General features: G+C 68.6%; 4 protein-coding genes and 1 tRNA gene. 3 read left to right on the top strand and 2 right to left on the bottom strand.

Annotated features, from left to right (window positions below):
- The first annotated feature begins 701 nt into the window (after nt 1-701).
- The 3 genes from E1266_RS36240 to E1266_RS36230 all read left to right on the top strand — a co-directional run bounded on the left by E1266_RS36240 (nt 702) and on the right by E1266_RS36230 (nt 2,849).
- The gene (locus tag E1266_RS36240) at nt 702-959 is read left to right on the top strand and encodes a Rho termination factor (protein WP_132054961.1); all 258 of its coding nucleotides are present in this window, start codon (nt 702-704) and stop codon (nt 957-959) included.
- 220 nt (nt 960-1,179) lie between these two features.
- Entirely contained in the window at nt 1,180-1,689 is a 510-nt protein-coding gene (locus tag E1266_RS36235) for a DUF1360 domain-containing protein (RefSeq protein ID WP_132054959.1), read from the top strand.
- Between the two features lie 56 nt (nt 1,690-1,745).
- Complete coding sequence (locus tag E1266_RS36230; RefSeq protein WP_132054957.1) at nt 1,746-2,849, top strand: Vms1/Ankzf1 family peptidyl-tRNA hydrolase; 1,104 nt, start codon at nt 1,746-1,748, stop codon at nt 2,847-2,849.
- A gap of 83 nt (nt 2,850-2,932) precedes the next feature.
- Here E1266_RS36230 and E1266_RS36225 read toward each other — a convergent pair.
- Both E1266_RS36225 and E1266_RS36220 read right to left on the bottom strand, forming a co-directional pair.
- Nucleotides 2,933-3,005 (bottom strand) — tRNA-Ala (locus E1266_RS36225).
- Between the two features lie 84 nt (nt 3,006-3,089).
- The gene (locus E1266_RS36220; protein WP_132054955.1) at nt 3,090-3,485 is read right to left on the bottom strand and encodes a hypothetical protein; all 396 of its coding nucleotides are present in this window, start codon (nt 3,483-3,485) and stop codon (nt 3,090-3,092) included.
- Between the last annotated feature and the right edge of the window lie 199 nt (nt 3,486-3,684).

Below are 3,684 nucleotides of genomic sequence, written 5' to 3'. Positions count from 1 at the left end.
GCGAGGGCGGCCACGGGGCGACCCGACCAGAAAACTGGCCGAGCCGATAAAGGCACTGGCTTTTAACACGCTGTTGAGTTCTCAAGAAACGGACACCCACCGCGCCGAACCCCGCTCCCGCGGACCCCGGCTCCGGGGCAACCCTTCTAACTTACCTGGTTCCCCGCGCCTGTCAAGCCGATCAACCAAGATCTTTTTGACGGACGAACGGTTCACCATCCCCCACGCGACAACCAGCCCACAGGCCAGAAGACCTGAAGAAGATCATTTCGTAGGAGGTGCCCTACGGGCCGGCCACCGCTCGGTGTCCTGCACCCCGTCTGGGCTTGCCACTCCAGAGTACCCCGGCTCAGAGCAAGCTGCGAACCGTTTTCCTCTTGTTGGCTTCCCCGGGGCCGTCCGCCTTGATGGCGTCCCGCATCCCTCGGGGCATGAGAGAGATTAGGCACCCGCACACCGTCCGTCAAATCGGCTCGTCCCGCACGCTCTGCGGCCTTGATGTCCCCGCTCACAAGGGCTCCGGCGTCCTCCGTCCAAGCCCGCTGGCGGGCCCCCACGCTCATGCCGAACAGCGGACACCGACCGACAACGTCCGGATGCCGAAGATCGAGCCGACCGAGCGATGTGACCACCTGCGTTTGCAGCTGCTTGGTGGTCCGGTGGCCGATGTGTGGAGTCTGCGTGTCGGGTAGATGTCCGCTATGCCCAGAGCGCAGATCAAGGACGAGAAGACGTACCAGAAGCTCCGTGACCGGGGCGAGAGCAAGGAGAAGGCCGCGCGGATCGCGAACGCGTCTGCGGGCCAGGGCAAGAAGAAGGTCGGCCGTAAGGGCGGCAAGAGCCCCTCCTACGAGGACTGGACGAAGGACGAGCTGCTGAAGCGCGCCCGGGAGATCGGCGTGGAGGGACGTTCCACGATGAACAAGTCGCAGCTGGTGGACGCCCTCCGCAACCACTGAGCCGACCCTCGACTCGGCGGCCGGGACGCACGGCCGGCAACGGCCGGCCTGAAACCGCGGCCCGTCCCGCTCCTCAAGCCGTGAAGAGCCGCATGCCTTCGGGACGTGGATGCCGACCTGATCTGACCCCAGCCCTCATCGCCCACGTCCTATTTGCAACGACGCCGCCGCGTGCGCCGGCGGTGCGATCCGCCGGAGCCCCGCCGGGGAAGGGAAACTCATGAACGCGGTCGTCGACACCGCACGCAGGGAGAAGGAGCAGTACACCGGCGGAGCGGACCGTCCGCTCGGCTCGTACCTCGCCACCCTCGCCGTCTACGGGCTGACCACGGGGACGATGGTGCTCCTGGGGCGGCGGATGCGCGACCGGGCCCCCTCCGTAGGGCTTTCCGACCTGGCCTTGATGACGATCACGACGCACAAGGTCTCCCGGGTCATCGCCAAGGACCCGGTGACAAGCCCGCTGCGCGCCCCGTTCACCCGCTACTCGGGGACGGCGGGGCCGGCCGAAGTGGCGGAGGAGGTGCGCGGGAAGGGCGTGCGGCACGCCGTCGGCGAGCTGGTCACCTGCCCGTTCTGCATCGCCCAGTGGGTCGCGACGGCCTACAGTGCCGGGCTCGTGTTCGCACCGCAGGCGACGCGGCTGGCGGGCGCCACGATGACGGCAGTCGCGGGGTCGGACTGGTTGCAGCTCGCGTACGCGCGGCTCCAGCAGGCCGCCGAGGGCTGAGCCTCAGCGGTCACATTATTTACGTTTGCCCCAAATAGGACGGGTACGGCCCCTCCATGGATCTGTCATTCCTCAAAACGCTGTACCAACGTCCGGGCCCCTATGCGTCGGTGTACGCGGACCTCTCCCGGACCACCGAGGACGCGTCCAAGGCCGTCGAGCTGCGGTGGCGGGCGCTGCGCGCGGACCTGGAGGAGCAGGGAACTCCGGAGGACACGCTCCGCGCGATCGAGCAGACCATCGACGAGGAGATCATCCGCCGCCGCTCCGAAGGGCTGGTGCTCTTCGCGGCGGACGGCAAGGTGGTGCACCTGGAGCGACTGGCCGACCCGCCCCCGACCACCCAGGCGACCCTCGCGCCGCTTCCCGACGTACTGCCCTACCTCGCTCAGCGCGGTGAGAGGTTCCCGCATCTGCTCGCCGTCGTCGACCGCCGCGGGGGCGCGATCGACTGCGTCACCGCGGACGGACGGCGTCACCACATCGACGTGCAGGGGGACGAGGACTACCCGATCCGCAAGACGAAGGCGGGCGATTGGAACCAGTCGCGGTTCCAGCGCTCGTCGGAGAACGTCTGGAAGCTCAACGCGAAGAAGGTGGCGCGCGAGATCGACCGCATCGCCGACATGTGCGGCGCCGAGGCCATCGTCATCGCGGGCGACACCCGCGCCCGTACGGCCGTCCTGGACGAGGTCTCCGAGTACGTCCTGGCGCGCACCGTCGAGACCGACAAGAACACCACGGTCGACGACCCCGACCTGGACGCGGAGCTGCAGCGCGTTCTGGAGCTGAAGACGACCGAGCGGATCATGACCGTCGCCGAGCGCTTCGACCGCGAACTCGCCAACGGCGAGCGCGCCGTGGAGGGCTTGCCCGCCACGGCCAAGGCCGTCCGCGAAGGCCGCGTCGAGACGCTCCTCCTGGACGACGACCTGGATTCGAGCGCCCGCCTCTGGGTCGGCCCCCATCCGGCGCATATCGCCACCACCGCCGAAGAACTCCGTGACGAGTTCGGTGTGAGCGACCCCCGGGAGGTGAAGGCAGACGCCGCGCTGGTCAGGGCTACAGCCGCCACCGACGGCGAACTGGTGGTCCTACCGTCGAACGGCGGCCCGGCGCAGAACGTCCACGTAGGCGCCGTGCTGCGCTTCACCGCCTGACGCACGACCCCCGAGGCCGCTACGAAATGACGAAGGAGTGGCGGCCCGCGTTCTCCGCGGGCTCACCACTCCCAACTCGTTCGTGGAGCTATGGGGATTCGAACCCCAGACCTCCTCCATGCCATGGAGGCGCGCTACCAACTGCGCCATAGCCCCGCGATCGAGGAAAAGCTTAGTGCACGTTGGGACCGCTCGGGACGCGGGCCGCGGTGGAACTTCCGCCGCGGCCCGTGCGGCGTCTCAGCGCTGCCCCGAGGTGTCGGACTGCGGGTTGTTCGTCGCGACGTACGTGGCGAGGTTCTGGATCAGCTCGGCCGGAAGGCCGAGGAGGGCGTTCTGCTGGGCGGGCCGGCCGGGCTCGGTGAGGTGGGCGCCGTTCGGCTCGTCGGCGTGCGCGTTCTGCTGCGTCACGCCCTCCGGCGCGCTCGCGATGCTGATCGAGCAGAGCACCCGGCCGAGGTCGGGCTGGTTCGGCAGCAGCTTGAAGTAGGACAGGATCTGGACCGCCTGGGTGCAGTCCTGCTCGCTGTAGGTCGCCTCGGTCTGGGGCGGCGGTGCCTCCTCCGCGGACGCGGGCGCGCCGATGGCGGTGACGGTCGCCGCGGCCAGCGCGACGGGAAGGAGCCTTACGGCCATACGGCTCATCATGGGTCAGCCTCATTTCGATCATGCATCGCCACCCGAGGCTGTTCCCTCATGATCGACAAGGTGAAGCGCCGCAGGACCGAAAGGTAGCCGCCACCATGGCGAACCTTTAGCAGAGCCCCGTACACGGACGCCCAGCAGCCAGGCCGCCTGCACGGCCTCAGTGACCTCAACCGCCGGGGGGCGTGGG

Source organism: Actinomadura sp. 7K534 (assembly GCF_004348575.1).
Lineage (GTDB): Bacteria > Actinomycetota > Actinomycetes > Streptosporangiales > Streptosporangiaceae > Spirillospora > Spirillospora livida.
Note: the sequence above shows the minus strand (reverse complement) of the source record. Positions and strands in the feature narration are given on the sequence as shown.

What these genes read in the sequence shown, in the direction of transcription:
- E1266_RS36240 (WP_132054961.1), top strand. Translation starts at nt 702, where the DNA reads ATGCCCAGAGCGCAGATCAAGGACGAGAAGACGTACCAGAAGCTCCGT.
- E1266_RS36235 (WP_132054959.1), top strand. Translation starts at nt 1,180, where the DNA reads ATGAACGCGGTCGTCGACACCGCACGCAGGGAGAAGGAGCAGTACACC.
- E1266_RS36230 (WP_132054957.1), top strand. Translation starts at nt 1,746, where the DNA reads ATGGATCTGTCATTCCTCAAAACGCTGTACCAACGTCCGGGCCCCTAT.
- E1266_RS36220 (WP_132054955.1), bottom strand. Translation starts at nt 3,485, where the DNA reads ATGGCCGTAAGGCTCCTTCCCGTCGCGCTGGCCGCGGCGACCGTCACC.